We start from the raw sequence: 15231 nt of genomic DNA, 5'->3' as shown, positions 1-15231 counted from the left end.
CTGTCTTTACGTGACAGGAGGGGAAAACATCATGCTTCGGTCCTATATTGCGGCAGCGCTCGCTTGCGCCGCCAGTCTTGCCAATACGTCCCATGCTCAGGCCGGTCCGGTTTTCGATGATGTGGTCTCCGGCGGCAAACTCGTCTGCCTCGTCAGCCCCAGTGCGCCCGGCTTTTCCGTGCCTGACAGCGCCGGCGTCTTCCAGGGCTTCAATGCCGATTTCTGCCGCATGGCGGCCGCCGCGATCCTCGGCGATGCGAACAAGGCGGACATCCGCGGCATCGGCTTTTCCGACTCGCTGAAAAGCCTGGTCTCAAGGCAGGCGCACATGGCCTCCCGCTCGGTCACGGAAACCGGCACGCGCTCGGCCGATCCCGGCCTCGCCTTCGTCGCAACCACATTCTATGACGGCCAGGGCTTCATGGTGCCGAAGGCACTGGGCGTGAAATCCGCCACGGAATTGAAGGGCGCGACGATCTGCGCCGAGGACGGTTCGACGACCCTGCTCAACCTAGCCGACTGGTTCGCCGCGCAAGGGCTTGGCTACAAGGTCGAGAACATCGCCGACAAGACCGCGCGCCTACAGGCCTTCTTCGCCGGCAAGTGCGACGCCTACGCCTCCGACATGACGGCGCTTGCCGCCGACCGTCGCCTTGCCAAGTCCCCCGACGACTACGAACTGCTGCCGGAAATCATCTCCGCCGAGCCGCTGACGCTGGTGACCCAGCCGGATGAGACGCTGGAAAAGGCCGTGCGCTGGGCTTTCCAGGTCATGTTGAACGCCGACGAGCTCGGCATCAACTCGACCAACGTCGATGCCGCCATCGCCGATCTCGACAAGCAGCCGAAGGCCGTGCAGCGTCTCTTCGCCAAGGACGGCGCGACCGCGGACATGGCCGCCAAGATGAAGCTACCCGCCGACTGGGCCCACCAGGTGGTCAAGCAGGTCGGCTCCTACGGCGAAGTGTTCGACCGCCATCTCGGTCCCGCGACGCCCTTCAAGCTGACGCGCGAAGGCAGCCAGAACGCCTCGACCAGCAAAGGTGGCCTGATGTACGCCTATCCGATACGGTGAGGCGGGCGGCCAGAAGGAGGACCGGCGGCGTGGCGGATAGAGACGATCCCATATCCATCCGCGCCACCGTCGATTGCCCCGGCGGGGGACGCCTCGTGACCCTCGGCGCGCCTGGCGTGACGATCGATCCGCGCGGCGAGCTCTGGGTCGATCCCGCGGGCATCGACGAGACGCTGGCGGCACTTGCCGCCTGCAGGACCGACCTCTTCCTGTTCCTGGCGCGCGACGGCGACTGCCCGCCCGGCTTCCGCACCCTGCTGCGCCGCCGCGTCAGGCAGAGGGGCATCGCGTTTGCCGCCTTGCCGATCGACGATTTTTCGGCACCCGGCGCGGCGTGGATGCGGGCGTGGCGGCGGCTGGAGGCGCGGGCGTCGGCTCTGCTTGCCAGGGACGGGGCCATTGCGCTCTGCTGCAGCTACGGCGCCGGGCGCAGCGGCATGATCGCCGCATATATTCTCAATGCACGGGGCTTTTCGGTCGAAGAGGCCCTTGCGACGGTGCGCCGGGCCTTTCCGGAATCGGTCGAAAGTCCGCTTCAGGAAGACTGGCTGCACAACCAGGACAACGGCCGCGCCGATGCGCGCCAAAGCACAGGAAAGGGGAAAGCGTGAGCTTGCCGCAAACATCGAGATCCGGTCCGCCCCGTTCGGAGGACATGCTTCAGGAGTTGCGCTTCCGCATCTGCACGACCGACCCCGATACGCCGATGATGCTGCACGAGGGCAAACTGGCGCAGGAGTTCGGCGTCAGCCGCACGCCGATCCGCCAGGTCCTGCAACGGCTTTCCTTCGAGCATCTCCTCGAAACGCGCTCGGGCGTGGGCACGGTGGTGAGCACGCTCGATCCCGCCCAGCGCAATCTGCATTTTTCCATGCTGTCGGATATGCTCACCCTGTGCACGCGATGCTGCGCGCCGAATTTTGCCATGCCCGCCCGTATCCAGATCGCCACGATCGGCGAACTTGCCGCCAACCCCGGCGACGCAGGCGTCGAAAGCTATTTTGCCATCCGCGCCCGGTTCCTCGAACTCGTCTCCGGCCTGGTTCTGGATCCGATTGCCGCCGAGGCCCATGCCGCCCTGCACTGGCGCGTGATCCGCTGGCGCATGCAGGCGGCGCGCAAGGATATCGAGGCGGCCTTCTCGACGCTGCGCGCGACCGTGTCGGCGGCTTCCAAGGCGCAGACGCCGGCCGACCTTCTTTCGGACCTCGCGGCGGAAACCTGATGACCGATACAAATTTCCTGCGCCCCCTCCGGCTGCCGTCAGGCATTGCCGGCACGCTCTCGCTCGGGCCGATGCCCGGTCGTCTGCGCCCGTTCGGCGACGACATGGACGACTTGCGAGCGCAACAAATCACCCGCATCGTCAGTCTCACCCCGCTTGCGGAAATCGAGGAGAAGGCGTCCGGCTACGCTGCTGCCCTTGGCGGCGGGATGGACCTTTCCGTCGCGCAGTTCCCGATCCCGGATTTCGGTGTGCCCGGGGACGAGGCCGCCCTTTTTGCGCTTGCCGGCGAGACGGCGCTAGCGATTTCCGCGGGCGAACGGGTCTTCGTGCATTGCGCGGCCGGCATAGGCCGCACCGGCACCTTCGCCATCTGCATTCTGCGTGCTTTCGGCCTTGATCTGGCTGAGGCCACCGCCCGTGTCGCTAGCGCCGGTTCCGGGCCGGAGACCGAAGCGCAGAAGGCGCTGGTCGCCCGCTTTGCCCTGCCCGCCGAAACCAACCCCTGAGCGCGCCCATGGACCGAAATCTGCAAGCTCCTCACGTCCCGCAGGACGGTCCGCCCAAGGCAGGATCTGCCGTTTCGCTTGCCGACATCGGTGTCGGCCTTCCCATCCTTGCGGCCTTCGCCGTCATCGCCTTCAACGTCCATTCCAATATGCTCGCAGCCGGCATCCAGCCGGGCTTTGCCTTCCTCACCCAGCAGGCCGGCTTCGATCTCAGCGAAACGCTGATCCCCTATGGGGCGGATGACAGCTATCTGCGAGCAATCCTCGCCGGCCTTGCCAACACCGTCGTCGTCGCAGCCGCGAGCCTCGTCATCGCATCGCTCGCCGGCCTTTTGATTGGCCTTCTCAGCGTCAGCGCGTCGCCGGTCGCGCGCTATCTCGCGCTCGCCTACATCGAACTCTTCCGCAACCTGCCGAAGATTCTGGTCCTCCTGATCATCTTCGTCGCCGCAGTGAACGGACTGCCCACCATCCGGCAGGCGCTGGTGCTCGGCCCCTTCACGATCTCCAACCGGGCGATCTACCTGCCCTGGCTTTCGCAGGATCCGCGCAACACCCTCTGGCTCGTCGCAAGCCTCGTTCTCGTTTGCGCGCTCATCTGGCTGTGGGCGCGCCATGCCACCCGCCGTCAGGCCCTGACCGGCCGTCGCATGCCCGTTCTGCCGGTTGCGTTCGTCCTTTGCCTCACCGTCCCGGCGGTACTTGCCTTAGCACTCGGCGCGCCGCTCGGGCTCTCCTGGCCCGCACTTGCAGGATTTTCGGTGGAGGGCGGCGTTGCTCTTTCCATTCAGTTCTGCACGGTGGCCGTAGCGCTCGGTCTTTATCACGGCGCGCAGATTGCCGAAGTGCTGCGCGGCGGCATCGAGGCCGTTCCGAAGGGGCAGGTCGAAGCCGCGGCGGCGCTCGGCCTCAAGGGCGGCCAGACCACCCGGCTCATCGTCATGCCCCAGGTGCTGCGCACCGTCGTTCCGCCGCTCAACAACCAGTTCGCCAACCTCCTGAAAAACACCTCGATCTCGATTGCCGTCGGCTATTCGGACCTCATGTCGGTGGCCGGCACCGCGATCAACCAGACCTTCCGGCCACTGGAAACCATGCTGATCACCATGTCGATCTACCTGCTGCTCTGCGTTGCGCTCACCGGCGTGCTGAACCATTGGAGCGGCCGCACCCGCGCCCGGGAAGGACGGAGCGGGCGATGAGCGGAGTGACACATTCGATCGGCTTCGGCCGGCTTTCCGCCTGGCTGTTGAGGCAGCTTTCCCGACCGGGCGCGAGCCTCCTGTCTCTGGCGAGCGGTGGCCTCGTGCTTGCCATCCTGTGGGCCGTTGCCGATTGGCTCGTCCTGTCGGCCGTGCCGCCCCTTGCCGACCCGGCCGCCTGCGCCGAAGCTGCGGGCGCCTGCTGGCCCTTCTGGGCGGAGAAATCCCGCTTCATCCTGTTCGGCACCTATCCGTTCGACGAGCAGTGGCGGCCGATGCTCGTCTCGCTCCTGCTGCTTGGCCTTTCCATCGCCACCGGCCAGATGGCGGTCAGCGGCCGCTGGCCCGACATGAGGCTCTTCGCCGGGCTCTGGCTCGCGGGCATGGCCGCGTCCTTCGCCCTGATGGGCGGTGACATCCTCGGTCTCGTTCCGGTGGATGCCACGAAGTGGAACGGCCTGCCGATCCTCCTCATCCTTTCCACCATCGCGCTCGCCCTGGCCCTGCCGGTCGGGGTACTGCTCGCGCTTGCCCGTTACCAGACGCGCCATCGGTTGCTGCACCGCGCCGCGGGCGCCTATGTGGAGATCATGCGTGGCGTGCCGATGGTGACACTGCTCTTCGTCGGTGTCTTCGTGCTACCTCTGACGCTCCCCAAGGGCATGGCCATCGATCCGATCGTGGCGGTCCTCATCGCCCTCGTCTTCTTCCATGCCGCCTATTTCGCCGAGGATGTGCGCAGCGGCCTCATGGCGCTGCCGGCCGGCCAGCAGGAGGCAGCCTCTTCGCTCGGTCTCGGCTTCTGGCAAAGCGCCCGCCTCGTTCTCCTGCCACAGGCGATCGAGCGAGCCATGCCCGCCCTCGTCAACAGCACCATCGGCGCCTACAAGGATACGTCGCTTGTCGTGATCCTCGGCCTGCACGACCTCAGCGCCACAGCGCGCATGGCCTTCAGCGACGTCGCCTGGGGCAATCAGGCGCTGGAGGCCTATGTCTTCGTCGGCGTCTGGTTCCTCGTCTCCTGCTCCTACCTTTCCTGGATCGGCCGACGGCTCGCCGCGCGGGCAACGCAAGGTCGAAAGCGGAGCGCCTGATACACGCCGAAGCGACACCCTCCTGGAACCAGCCAAGCCGTTTCTGGAAGCAAGCTATGCCTGAAGGCGAAAGGCCCCGGCTTGCACTGACGCCACGACGGCACGCGCGGTTTCATCGCTGGTTTTTCCGTCGACCGCCAGGACATGCGTTTCCAGCTCTCCGAGAGAAGAAAGCTGATGATAGAGGGATGTGATAACCTCCGGATCAGACAGCGTTTTTCCGCCCCGCGTCTGACAACGCCTGATGGCGTCTTCCAATGCAGGGCGCATGATCAGGTAATGAACAGGCACGGGCAGATGCCTGAAGGGTCCAAGAAACCACGGGCCGATGATGCCATCGACGATGACGAAATAGCCACCTTTTGCAAACCGGTGGGCGACTGTTGCCAGCGCATCCATCACGACGGCATTTTGCTCGTGCGCATCGGGTAGATGCGGTGGGATCGCTCCGTTCTTGATGAAGTGCCAGAAGTCATCCGCGTGCAGATGAACCTTGGGCGACCCCGGCTCGCTTGCGATCGCTTGCGCCGCTGTTGTCTTTCCTGAACCGGGAGCGCCCGTCAGAACCAGAATTTCACCCGCATTTTCCATGCGTACTCCGTATCATGATTTTCCGGTCAGAGATCCGTCACCGACGGACGGGACACCGATCACGGTCTGGCTGGCTGAAGCCTGACGAAGCGCTTTCGGAACCAATCGCGCAGCATCGCCTTTTCATAGGGGTGCCGCTCCATCGCGGCGCGGGCCGACGAGTTCCAGAGGTAGTTCAGGTCGCTGACGCTCTCCTCGCCCTTTGCCAGCACCCGCCCGTTCTCTTTGAGCGCATAGCGAAGCTTGAACCTCGGCGGCGTCGAATCGCGAAGGATCCGCACGTCATCGAAATCCGGCCGCCAGGGTTCGTATTGACCCGCAAGCCGTACGTCCAGCACATCGATCTGCAGCGCCTGCCCCTTCTTCAGGTAGCGTGTACCGAGCTTCTCGAAATAGGTGCGAAATTCCGCGATCAACCGATTGCGCTCGCTGACGCTGCGGAAATCGGGATCCCGGAACGCCTCCGGACGCACGAAGTTGACGGATACCGACGCATTCGCGGTTCCTCCAAGGAACACCGCGACGATTGCGATCAGGGCAAGTCGGGTTGCGACGCGCATGTCAGCCTCCATAGCACCATGGAAATGTAGGCCGAAAACCCGCCACCTCAAGGCCGCAGCCGCCTTCAGGACGTGCAGCACCACTTCCCCTGATCTCCATCACAGGAGGCCTCGATCCAAAGGTCGTCAACGCGGATCGGTCTCGAAAACCGAAGAAGCAAACCTCAAGCCAGCAACGCGACCCGAGATGGAGTTCCTCGCTGCAATCGATGCTTTGGAGCGCATCTTTGACAGTCATCGCTGGTTGGGCAAGAACCCCAGGCGGGGACCGCCGGCGACACAAAGAAGAGGCGGGCCCGGTTCACGGCGTCCTAGTGTGCGCCAAACCGCTCAAGCATCTGTCGAAGCAAAGCATTCTCCTGCTGAAGCTGCTCGGCCAGACGCCCTTTCAGCATGCGATTTTCTTCCTCGAGCGCATCAACCTCGTCGACGGCGATCGGAACGGCAGGCGTCACCGTCTTGCTTCGGGGACGGCGCACGACAGGCGTTGGCCGAGGACGCTTCGAAGCGTGAGAGAGCGTGATTGGGAGATCCGCGCTTGGCTGCGCACCCGAGGCATCTACAAAACGCGCCGGAGTGACAGCAGCCTCTTCCGCCACGGCCGCGTGGCCGGTGATTGCTGACGCGCCAGCGGCCGCGCGCCCATCGTCGCTAGAGCCCTCGGCGCGCTGCGGCGAAGCCGGGTCCGCGGCCTGACCGCCCGTTGCGAAGAGATCCGGCGCTTCGTCCTCGGCCGCGCGGGCCAGCGCCTTCAGATCGGTATCGCCCCAGATTGAGGCGGGTCGTGTTGCCGAACGCCGGCGAGCCGACTTCACTTCGACGATAAATTTTCGCTGCTGTGGTTTCATCGATATCCAGGGGTCACGAGCGGCAGGCTGGCGCGCCAGGCGCATTAAAATCGCTCGAGCAACTTCTTGAGTTGAGCGTTCTGCAAGGACAGCTTTATTGCCAGCTGCCGCCTCAGTTGTCTGATGTCCTCGTCTAGTGCGGCTACCTCATCGGCAAAGGCGATCGGCGGCACGCGGGCGTCGGAGCTTGCAGCTCCATACTCGACACCGGCAGCCACCGCAACGTTTCGCGCGTTCGATTTCTTGCCCGGTGCCTGCTGTTTGGAAGGTTTTCGTCTGGGCCGATCGACCGCTTCGGTGGCGCGCGCCTGCGCGGACGCAACGGCCGAACCTGTTTTATCGCCGACAGTCTCGACAACAACGTTACCTGTTCCTTCGGCACCAGGATCGCTTTCGACTTCGACCGCCGCCGCCTCTACAGTCCCGGCCGCCTCAACAGGTCTCGGAATGACAACAGGGGCGTCCGTCGCCGTCGGGGGCGCACGATGTTCTTCGAGCCCGGCTTCAGGCACGCCCTCCGGCTGCTCGGCGCTTCTTCTCGACGCCAGATCAAGCAAGAACTTCCATGGTGATTTCATGATGTCCCGTCACCCCGGACTTATGCCAGGCCCATCTCGAAAAGACGCGATGACGAAGGCCGACCGCATGAACGGTCGGCCTTTCACCGAGTGATCAGTTGAGCCCGAGCCGCTTGCGCAGATCGGCATTCTCCGCCCGCAGTTTCTCGGCGAGCGCCTTGCGCAGCCGCGCATTCTCTTCCTCCAGCTGAAGAAGATCCGCAATCTCGTCGAGGACTGGAGCCGGCGCTTGTGCCGTCGGCTTCGGCGCCGTCTTTTTCCCGGTCGCCTTGGTGGCAGCCTTTGCTCTTGCCTTGACGACAGGCGCCGCCTGGCTTGCCGCCTTCACCTCGGCCGGGCTTTCCTTGCGCTTGCGGCCCCTCTTGGCGGCCGGCGCAACACTTGCCTCTGCCGTCGCTGCATCCGCAGCCACTTTCTTTGCCCGCGGCCCGCGCTTCTTGGGCGCAGTCACGTCTGCCGGCGCGGTCGCTTCGACGGCGGCGGTGGTCTCAACCGGTTTGATTTCATCTGCCATGAGTTTTCCCTCTCCAGCTCTAGAGAACTTTTCCGACGAGCGAAGCGCGGTGTCAATGGTTACTCCGGCAACGCGGTCGGGACTCCGTCGATATCGGTGCTACATTGCGTGAAGCCGTCTTTTGCAGAGACAATCTTCACGCCGCGCGGCCCAAGACGATGGAAGCCAGATGACGACCCGCAAAGACATAGCCGATCGCGTCATTGCCAAATGGCGCGATCTTGGTTTTCCGATCGACGACCATGCGGAATTTCAGGCCCTCTTGACGCTCTGGATCAGGGGAGACATTTCCGTCGATGACATCAGGCGCAGATATGTGAAGTTGCTGCAGGAACGCTACCGCAAGAGGACGGTCCCGGACAGGCGTTCGCCTAGGTAGGCGCCTAGGATCGGCGGCGGCTCAGAATGTATTCGCGTCACGCGGCGATGCGCCTTCTCGGTCGCAGCGCTTCGCCGTTGCAGTCGAGACGGCCGCGACCGCCCGGGTGCCCGCAACAGACTGTCGCGTCCTTTGCCAGGGGGGCTCAAAACACCTTCCCTTCCCTCAGATGCGTCGTCGTGCCGTTCAGCAGGTAGTCGCCCAGCACACGGGACTTGTGCAGCAGAGGATTGTGGTTGAGGACCGTGCGGATGTTGCGCCAGTGCCGATCGAAATTGTTGTTGCGGGACGTCGCCGACCCCCCACCGAGTTCGAACATGCGCTCGGCGCTTCGCAGCCCAAGTTGGCCAAGAACGAGTTGCGCGCGCGCCGTTGAAAGCGCGCTGGCGATCAACGCATCCTCGATCTCGACGTCCCTTCCTCCGCCAAGTGCTGCAACCGTGCGGTCCAGCGCCGCCGCAGCGGCTGCGATCGCCGTATCGATCGCGAAGGAATTCGCGGCAATCTCGCCAATGACCTGCTGGACAAAGGGGTCCTGATCGGCTGTTTCGGCGCTGCTGTGCGCTGCGGAGCGGGCCTGCTTGCGGACGTAGGCTAGGCCATCCGAAAGAACATTGCGCACCGCGCCAGCCGCACTTGCCGCAAGGTGCAATTGCCGCAGCGTCGAGCAATGGCGACCGACGAGATTATCGAGGCTGCGGCGGGCCAACTCGTGCGGAAACACCTCGACATTGTCGAGGATCACGCCGCCGCTCGCCGTCAGCCGCTGGCCCATGCCGTCCCAGTCGTCGAGAATGGTAATGCCCTGCCGGTCGACCGGCAGGAGAACACCGACCGCCTGTCCTTCTTCGTCCAGCGCACTGAACGAGGCGAAGTCTGCGAAGGCCGTGCCTGTGGCATACCACTTGCGACCGTTGAGCCTGTAGGTGTCACCCCGCCTGACGATCGTCGTCGTCACCTGGCCGGGACGAGCCGTGCCTTGCTCGGTATGCGCGCCGCCGAAGAGCTTTCCGGCGAGGATCAGTTCGACCGCTCCGGCATCGCGTTCGCGAGGCTCGCTCAAGATGACGTTTTCGACATAGTTGAAATGGGACCGAAGGGCGTGCGCGACGTTGGAATCGGCAGCGCCGATCGCGGCGATCATCTCGATATAGTCGGCAACGGAACCGCCCGGTCCCCCGAGTGCGACGGGGATGCGCAAGGTCCCAAGTTCGAGCTCGCGAAACAGCTTGAAGGCTTCGAAGGGAAGCTCACGCGACAGGTCTCGCTCAGACGCGCCCTTTGCGACCTCGGACACAAAGCCCGGAACGCGCGCCAGAAGCTCCGCGCGCGTCGGACGGGAAAGGGCCAATGCCTTGGATATCGTCACGCAGCAACTCCGAAATTGAAGAAAAGACGATGCAGCCGGTTAACTCGCCGGCTGCACGCGCTTCGACGATTGCTCATCGAGATCATTCACGATTGCCCGTCGAGATAGATATCCGCCCCGTTGCTCCAGAGATGCTCGACACCCAGTTTCAGGTTCTTCACCCGCTTGTCGAAGACGGTGATGACAGCCGGAGTGACGATGTCGAGCGTCGGCAGGTCCTGGACCACCAGCTTCTGGAACTCGTTGAAGAGTTGCAGGCGCTTCTTCGGATCGATCTCGACGGCGGCCGTCTCGAGCAGCCGGTCGACCTCCGGGTTCGAATACTTCGAGCCGTTGGTGAAGGGCACCCCCGGCTTGAAGTTCTTCGACCAGTAGAGGCGCTGGACGCCGACTGTCGGGTCGTAGAGATTGCTCATGCCTTCAATGGCGATGTCGAAGTCGCGATCGGTGAAGACGCGCTTGACGAAGGTTGCAAAATCCTGCGTTCGCAGTTCCACCTTGATGCCCACCTTGGCGAGCGCCTGGGCGATGTATTCCGCGGTCTGCTTGGGAGGGCCGGACGGCTGGGTCGGATCGATGAACAGCTTGAAGCGGAAGCCATCGGCGCCACGGGCGTAGCCTGCCTCGTCCAAGAGCTTTTCCGCTTTCGCCGGGTCGAACTCGTATTTGGGAACGTCAGGCGAATAGAACTTCGCAAGGTCCGGACTGACAGGCCCGTCGAGGCGGGTGGCGTAGCCGAGATAGACGGTATTGACGATGAAGTCCTTGTCGACCGCATGCGCGATCGCATGGCGCACCTTGATGTCGGCCAGATACTTGTTCTCGAGGTTGAACTCGGCGCGGGCGATGCTCGGCGAATAGGGCGCCGGGTCGGTATCGACGACCAGGTTCGGATTGGCCTTCAGGCGGTCGATGTCGGTGAGCGGCAGATTGGCCGTGGAAACCTGCACTTCGCCGGTCTCGATCGCGGCGACGGCTGCAGCCGGATCGATGATGAAGCGGAAGATGATCTGATCGAGATAGGGCTTGGGCGCCCCCCAATAGTCCTCGTTGCGCACGAAAAGCGCATGGCTTCCGCGAACCCATTCGACGAACTTGTAGGGGCCGGTTCCAACAGGCGCGACGTTGTGCGGGTTTTCCGCAATCTTCGTCCCCTCATAGAGATGCTTCGGAACGATCGGCGCCTCGAAGCTGGCAAAGGCGGTCAAAAGATAAGGGGCCGGCTTGGCGAGGATCAGCTCCACCTCATGCGAATTGAGAACATTGGCCTCTTTTACATGGGCAAAGGTCGCGCGGCCGCGCGGATGGTTTTCCTTCAGCGCCAGGATCGAGAAAGCGACGTCTTCGGCGGTGAATTCCTTGCCATCGTGCCAACGAACGCCCTGGCGCAGCTTGAACCAGTAGCGCAGACCATCTTCGCTCACCGTCCACTCGGTGGCGAGCAGCGGCTGAGGATTGAACTCCTTGTCATAGGTCAGCAGGCTCTCGGTCGCCTTGCCGCTGATGTAATAGGCGGCGCCGGCACTGTGGGCGATGAGCACGAGAACCGGCGGCTCCGTGCCGATGTTGATCGAGACACTGCCGCCGCGCGCCGGCTCTTCGGCAGCGGCGAACGAAGGCACCGGCAGCAATGGCACCGCCACCGCGGTCGCAAGTGCAACGGAGGAGAGCAGAAACGCACGGCGCGTCGGCTTCAATGTCCCTGTCTGTCGTGATGTCATCTGAGTATCCCCAAGCAGGCGAGCGCAGGCACGCCGGTTTCTCCAGCACCCCGTCGGGGTGTTGGTCAGACCATATAAACTCTACTATATTTATCGAGATAGTGTAATTCTAAAGTCCGCGGCTTTTCTGAAAAAACCTACTCAGGGCATGCTTGTTGCCGCGTCCCTGTGCCGCGCGAAGACGAAGTGAGGGTTTGGGAACACCGCCGCATTGGAGGAAAAGTTCCCATATCGCCGATCGCGTGACAATCCATGCCAAGGTTGGCCGGGAAAACGCAATCGACAAAATACATCAAATAAATAGATTATTGCCTTCTACGCGCCTAGCCTTCTGAAGGAGTTTTCCATGCGCCCCGAATTCATTGGTCACACCTCCAACAGGGAAGGGTCCGACATCGTGCCCGCCTCGGGTCCGATCATCGACAAGGCCTACATCCGCAATCATGTTCAGGCGGCGGAAGCGGCGGGCATCGACCGTCTGCTGATCGGCCAGTTTGCACAATGGCCCGACAACAACCAGATCGCGGCCTATGTCTTTGGCCAGACCGAGCGCATCGGGGCGCTGCTTGCCCACCGGCCGGGCCTGATGGCGCCGACGCTCGGCGCGCGCCAGCTTGCCACGCTCGACCAGTTCTCCGAAGGCCGCCTGTGGGTGCATATCATCACCGGTGGATCCGACACGGATCAGGCCCGCGACGGCGATTTCGAGGATCATGACACCCGCTATGCCCGCACCGATGAATATCTCCAGGTGCTGAAGAAGGTCTGGGAGAGCGACCGGCCTTTTGATCACGAGGGGCGCTTCTACAGGTTCAAGGGGGCCTTCAGCCAGGTCAAGCCGTTTCAGAAGCCACGAATCCCGATTTCCTTCGGCGGCTCGTCGGACGCGGCGATCGCCGTTGCCGGCAAGCATGCGGATGTCTACGCGCTCTGGGGCGAACCGCTCGACGGCGCACGGGAAACCATCGGCAAGGTGCGGGCGGCAGCGGTCGCCAGCGGTCGCGCGGCCGAAGACATCCGCTTCACCCTCGCCTTCCGCACCGTGGTCGCTGACACCGAAGACGCCGCCTGGGCAAAGGCAGCGAATATCCTTGAGAAGGTCAGGTCGCAGGTGGCCCGCTCGGCCGGCGGCAACGGCGAGAAGCTGCCGTCGAATGTCGGCTCGGTTCGTCTGCGGGAGGCAGCAAGGCGCGGCAAGGTTTTGGACAAGCGGCTCTGGACCGAAGTCGCGGAAGCAAGCGGCGCCGGCGGGAACTCGACGGCGCTGGTCGGAACGCCGGAGCAGGTCGCAGACGCCATCCTCGACTATTACGATGCCGGCGTTTCAAACTTCCTGGTCCGCGGTTTTTACCCGACCGAGGACACCGTGACCTACGGGCGCGATGTCGTGCCGCTCGTCAAGGCCGGGATCGCCGAACGCGAAGCGAGAAAGGTTGCCGCCGAATGACCGCGCCGCTCGATATCGTCGATGTCCACGCCCATCTGTGGCCGCCCGCCTGGCGCCCCGGAGGCAAACATGAAAAGCCCGCCGGCGCATTTTCGCCAGACACGCACCGGAAGATCACCACGCCCCAAGCCCTGGTCGATGAGCTTGAGCAAAGCGGCGTATCGCTTGCCGTGGTCACTGCGACGATCGAAAGCCTCTTCGGCATGGAGGGGAACGTACCGATCGCGGCCGTGCGGGAAGCCAACGACTGGCTCGCGACACTTTCTCAGGAGCATCCGTCGCTCGCCGGTTTTGCCGTCGTCGATGCCTTCGCCGGCGAGGCGGCGGCGCGCGAAGCCGAACGCGCGATCGTGGAACTCGGTCTTTCTGGTCTGGTGATCGACAGTGCACGCGACGGCAAGTTCATCGGCGATCCCGCCGCGCGACCAACGCTCGAAGTCGCCGCGCGTCAAAAGGTGCCGGTGTTCGTGCATCCTGTTGCCCATCCGAACGCCGAGGTTCTGATCAAGGGTGCCGGCAATCTCGGCAATTCGCTCGGTCGTGGTCTGATGAACGGCGTCGCCTTCCTGTCGGTTATCCAGTCTTCGCTGATCGACGAACTGCCGGACCTGCATCTGATCTTTGCCACGCTCGGTCTTGGCGCAATCGTCCAGGCGGCGCGTGGCGGCATCTATGGTCGCGCCGAGCGGGCGGCCGGACGCCGGCCCAACATCTACTTCGACACGATGGGGCATGATCCCGACATCATTCGAACGCTGACCGGCTTCTTCGGTGCGGAACGGGTGCTTGCCGGCACGGATTGGCCGATCCTTGCAGCGCTCAACGGACACGAATTGCGGCAGAGCCTGGCGCAGGCCGGGTTGAACGAGCAGGAGGCGCGCCTCGTTGCCGGCGGCAATGCCCGACGCCTCCTCGGCTTGCGGCACGAGCAAGCGGTAGCGGCTGAGTAGAACTGAAAAAAACGAAGCCCCGGACCGATGATCCGGGGCTTGTCTGAATTCGATTGACCAGCCGGGCCCGGCGGAAAGGCCCGGCGGAAAGGCCCGGCGGAAAATCGTCAGGCGACGCGCTGCGCACGGGCAAGAGGAATGATCTCGGCTTCCGCCGCACCGGAGCGCGGCTCGCGCCCTTCGAGCGGATGGCCGGGATCGGTGAAGCCCGGGGTCGACGGATGACCGGGCGCAACCAGCCGATCGACCAGGGCCTCGTCTTCCGCATCGAGCTTGACGTCGAGCGCGCGAATGTAGCCATCCCAATGCTCTTCGGTGCGCGGGCCGGCGATGGTCGAGGTGATCAGCCGGTTGTTCAGCACCCAGGCGAGCGCAAAATCGGCGGCAGCAACGCCCTTGGCCTCGGCATGCGCGGCAATCTGCCTGGCGATCGCGATCGATTCTTCGCGGAATTCGACGTCGTGCATGCGCTTGTCGCCACGCCCGGCGCGGGTATCGGCAGCCGGCGCTTCGCCGGGATTGTACTTGCCTGTCAGGACACCACGCGCCAGCGGGCTGTAGGATACCGCACCCAGTCCATAGGCCGCGGCCGCCGGCAATTGCTCGGCCTCGGCGGTCCGGTTGACGATGTTGTAGAGCGGCTGGCTGGCGATCGGCCGGTCGATGCCGAGCTGGTCGGCGAGATGGGCGACCTCAGCAATGCGCCATCCGCGAAAGTTCGAAACCCCGAAGTAGCGCAGCTTGCCGGCCTTGATCAGATCGGCGATCGCCCGCACGGGCTCTTCCAGCGGCGCATCGAAGACGGCGCGGTGGAAATAGAGGATGTCGATATAGTCCGTGCCGAGATTGCGCAGCGAATTCTCGACCGTCTGGTACACCCACTTGCGCGAATAGCCGCCAAGGTTCGGCCCCTTCTGGCGCGAATTGACGAACTTCGTCGCCACCACCCAGTGATCGCGATGCGCCTTGATGCCGCGCCCGACCACCTCCTCCGACTTGCCGTCGTGGTAGACGTCGGCCGTGTCGATGAAATTGATGCCCTGCTCGCGCGCCTTGTCGATGATGCGGAAGGCGACATCGTCCGGCGTCTGGTTGCCGAACATCATCGACCCGAGCGTCAGCGGCGACACTTTGAGGGCGCTCTTCCCAAGATAGCGATACTCAACCAT

General features: G+C 63.8%; 17 protein-coding genes. 9 read left to right on the top strand and 8 right to left on the bottom strand.

The window, feature by feature from the left end:
- Window positions 1-31: 31 nt before the first annotated feature.
- The 6 genes from C1A35_RS06585 to C1A35_RS06560 are packed head-to-tail and all read left to right on the top strand — an operon-like array spanning window position 32 to window position 5105.
- Complete coding sequence (locus C1A35_RS06585; protein WP_158664999.1) at window positions 32-1075, top strand: transporter substrate-binding domain-containing protein; 1044 nt, start codon at window positions 32-34, stop codon at window positions 1073-1075.
- 29 nt (window positions 1076-1104) lie between these two features.
- Window positions 1105-1686 carry a protein-tyrosine phosphatase family protein gene (locus C1A35_RS06580; RefSeq protein ID WP_104663551.1) on the top strand — a complete coding sequence of 194 codons (582 nt, stop codon included), beginning with the start codon at window positions 1105-1107 and terminating at the stop codon, window positions 1684-1686.
- A gap of 44 nt (window positions 1687-1730) precedes the next feature.
- Window positions 1731-2300 carry a GntR family transcriptional regulator gene (locus tag C1A35_RS06575; RefSeq protein ID WP_104663550.1) on the top strand — a complete coding sequence of 190 codons (570 nt, stop codon included), beginning with the start codon at window positions 1731-1733 and terminating at the stop codon, window positions 2298-2300.
- On the top strand, window positions 2300-2809 hold the full coding sequence (locus C1A35_RS06570; RefSeq protein ID WP_104663549.1) for a protein-tyrosine phosphatase family protein: 510 nt from the start codon (window positions 2300-2302) through the stop codon (window positions 2807-2809). Before C1A35_RS06575 ends, C1A35_RS06570 begins: the two co-directional genes overlap by 1 nt.
- An 8-nt stretch (window positions 2810-2817) precedes the next feature.
- Window positions 2818-4011, top strand: coding sequence for an amino acid ABC transporter permease (locus C1A35_RS06565; protein ID WP_104663548.1), 1194 nt, complete (start codon window positions 2818-2820; stop codon window positions 4009-4011).
- Window positions 4008-5105: an amino acid ABC transporter permease gene (locus tag C1A35_RS06560; RefSeq protein ID WP_104663547.1), complete on the top strand. Its 1098-nt coding sequence runs from the start codon at window positions 4008-4010 to the stop codon at window positions 5103-5105. Before C1A35_RS06565 ends, C1A35_RS06560 begins: the two co-directional genes overlap by 4 nt.
- A 54-nt stretch (window positions 5106-5159) precedes the next feature.
- Here C1A35_RS06560 and C1A35_RS06555 read toward each other — a convergent pair whose 3' ends face one another.
- From C1A35_RS06555 to C1A35_RS06535, 5 genes are all read right to left on the bottom strand, one after another.
- Window positions 5160-5696, bottom strand: a complete 537-nt coding sequence (locus C1A35_RS06555; RefSeq protein ID WP_104663546.1) for an AAA family ATPase — start codon at window positions 5694-5696, stop codon at window positions 5160-5162.
- 59 nt (window positions 5697-5755) lie between these two features.
- Entirely contained in the window at window positions 5756-6256 is a 501-nt protein-coding gene (locus C1A35_RS06550; protein ID WP_158664998.1) for a DUF3016 domain-containing protein, read from the bottom strand.
- Window positions 6257-6567: 311 nt separating this feature from the next.
- Complete coding sequence (locus tag C1A35_RS06545) at window positions 6568-7104, bottom strand: hypothetical protein (protein WP_158664997.1); 537 nt, start codon at window positions 7102-7104, stop codon at window positions 6568-6570.
- A gap of 44 nt (window positions 7105-7148) precedes the next feature.
- Window positions 7149-7682 (bottom strand): hypothetical protein, encoded by a 534-nt coding sequence (locus C1A35_RS06540; RefSeq protein ID WP_104663543.1) that lies wholly within the window; start codon window positions 7680-7682, stop codon window positions 7149-7151.
- Between the two features lie 94 nt (window positions 7683-7776).
- Window positions 7777-8196, bottom strand: coding sequence for a SyrB-like regulator (locus C1A35_RS06535; protein ID WP_199772875.1), 420 nt, complete (start codon window positions 8194-8196; stop codon window positions 7777-7779).
- Between the two features lie 169 nt (window positions 8197-8365).
- Between C1A35_RS06535 and C1A35_RS06530 the strand changes: the two genes are divergently transcribed.
- A complete protein-coding gene (locus C1A35_RS06530; RefSeq protein ID WP_104663542.1) occupies window positions 8366-8575 on the top strand; it encodes a hypothetical protein in 210 nt (69 codons plus the stop codon).
- Window positions 8576-8720: 145 nt separating this feature from the next.
- On the opposite strand, the gene C1A35_RS06525 is transcribed toward C1A35_RS06530, so the two are convergent.
- Both C1A35_RS06525 and C1A35_RS06520 read right to left on the bottom strand, forming a co-directional pair.
- On the bottom strand, window positions 8721-9944 hold the full coding sequence (locus C1A35_RS06525) for an acyl-CoA dehydrogenase family protein (RefSeq protein ID WP_104663541.1): 1224 nt from the start codon (window positions 9942-9944) through the stop codon (window positions 8721-8723).
- Between the two features lie 86 nt (window positions 9945-10030).
- Window positions 10031-11665 carry an ABC transporter substrate-binding protein gene (locus C1A35_RS06520; RefSeq protein ID WP_104663540.1) on the bottom strand — a complete coding sequence of 545 codons (1635 nt, stop codon included), beginning with the start codon at window positions 11663-11665 and terminating at the stop codon, window positions 10031-10033.
- A 346-nt stretch (window positions 11666-12011) separates the two neighbouring features.
- Between C1A35_RS06520 and C1A35_RS06515 the strand changes: the two genes are divergently transcribed.
- On the top strand, window positions 12012-13112 hold the full coding sequence (locus tag C1A35_RS06515; protein ID WP_104663539.1) for an LLM class flavin-dependent oxidoreductase: 1101 nt from the start codon (window positions 12012-12014) through the stop codon (window positions 13110-13112).
- Complete coding sequence (locus C1A35_RS06510) at window positions 13109-14062, top strand: amidohydrolase family protein (protein WP_104663538.1); 954 nt, start codon at window positions 13109-13111, stop codon at window positions 14060-14062. The genes C1A35_RS06515 and C1A35_RS06510 overlap by 4 nt, the downstream gene beginning before the upstream one ends.
- Before the next feature lie 107 nt (window positions 14063-14169).
- Here the strand turns inward: C1A35_RS06510 and C1A35_RS06505 are convergent, their stop codons facing one another.
- Window positions 14170-15231, bottom strand: coding sequence for an aldo/keto reductase (locus C1A35_RS06505; protein WP_104663537.1), 1062 nt, complete (start codon window positions 15229-15231; stop codon window positions 14170-14172).

Source organism: Ensifer adhaerens (genome assembly GCF_002940685.1).
GTDB classification, from domain to species: Bacteria; Pseudomonadota; Alphaproteobacteria; order Rhizobiales; family Rhizobiaceae; genus Ensifer; species Ensifer adhaerens_E.
Note: the sequence above shows the minus strand (reverse complement) of the source record. Positions and strands in the feature narration are given on the sequence as shown.